This window comes from Cellulomonas sp. ACRRI, assembly GCF_022346185.1.
Lineage (GTDB): Bacteria > Actinomycetota > Actinomycetes > Actinomycetales > Cellulomonadaceae > Cellulomonas.
This window is the reverse complement of sequence record NZ_JAKRMS010000263.1, coordinates 1-1168: the sequence shown is the minus strand read 5'-3', so window position 1 is coordinate 1168 and position 1168 is coordinate 1. Positions and strand designations below refer to the sequence as shown.

Below are 1168 nucleotides of genomic sequence, written 5' to 3'. Positions count from 1 at the left end.
TCGGCAGCGTCACCACCAGCCCGGTCGTGCTGGTCGGCGGGCAGCAGTACACCGGCGACCTCGGCGACGCCGACGCGCTGCTGGCGTTCGTCGAGCAGGTGAGCACGGAGCTCGCCGCGCAGACCGCGGCGGAGGCGGCCGCGTCCCCGACCGCGTCACCCACCGCGCCCGCGACCGAGGCGCCCACCGGGTCGGCCACGGGGTCCAGCACGCCCTAGCGTGGCGGCATGGACCGGTGGACCTGGCCCGCGTGGGTGGGCGTCGTCGGCGGGGTCGCGGCCTTCGCCGTGCTGCTCGTGCCGGTGCTCGCCGCGCAGAGCAGGCGGTACGGCCGGCTCAGCGGGGCGCGGCTGCTCGGTGCGGCGGCGGTCGCCGTGTACGGCGTCGCCCTGCTCGCGTACACGCTGCTGCCGCTCCCCTCGGGCGACCTCGCCGCGTGGTGCGCGCGGTACGGCGTGGGCGGTCCGCAGCTGCGCCCGCTCCAGTTCGTCGCGGACATCCGGCGGGACACCGCCGGCCTCGGTCTCGGGGCCACGCTGCGCAGCGCGGCCGTCCTGCAGGTCGTGTTCAACGTGTTGCTCTTCGTCCCCTGGGGCGTGCTCGTCCGCCGGTACCTCGGCCGGGGCGTGCTCGCCAGCACGGTGTCCGCGGCCGCCGCGTCCCTGGTCATCGAGGCGACCCAGGCGACCGGCGTCTTCGGCCTGATCGGCTGCGCGTACCGGCTGGGCGACGTCGACGACCTGCTCACGAACACCCTGGGCGGGCTGCTCGGCGCCCTGGTCGCGCCGGTGGTGCTCGGCTGGATGCCGCGCCCCGGCGACCTCGCCCCGGGGCGCGCGCTGCCGCGGCCGGTCACCGTCGCGCGGCGGTGGGTCGGGATGCTCGTCGACGCCGCGCTCGTGACGGCCGTCGGGTTCGCCCTGACCGTCGCGTACCGGCTGCTCCTCCTCGCGACCGGCCGACCGCTCCCGGGTGCCGGCGACGCGGTGGAGCTGCTGATCGGCACCGTGCTGCCCGTCGCGGCCCTGCTGTGGCTGCCGCCGCTCCTCGGGAGCGGCGCGTCGCTCGGGCAGCGGGCGATGTGGCTCGAGCCGCGGTGGCGCCGGGCGGACGGGACGTCCGGGCGCGGGTCGCTCGGGGTCCGGGCGGCGCGGGGTGCGCTCGGGGC

At 78.2% G+C, this 1168-nt stretch carries 1 protein-coding gene and 1 pseudogene; both read left to right on the top strand.

Annotated elements, in window-relative coordinates:
- Positions 1 to 218: pseudogene (locus MHY85_RS21060) on the top strand (hypothetical protein); the annotation flags it as partial.
- A gap of 9 nt (positions 219 to 227) precedes the next feature.
- Positions 228 to 1168: VanZ family protein (locus tag MHY85_RS21055; RefSeq protein ID WP_239200421.1), on the top strand; the 941-nt coding region annotated here is incomplete at its 3' end.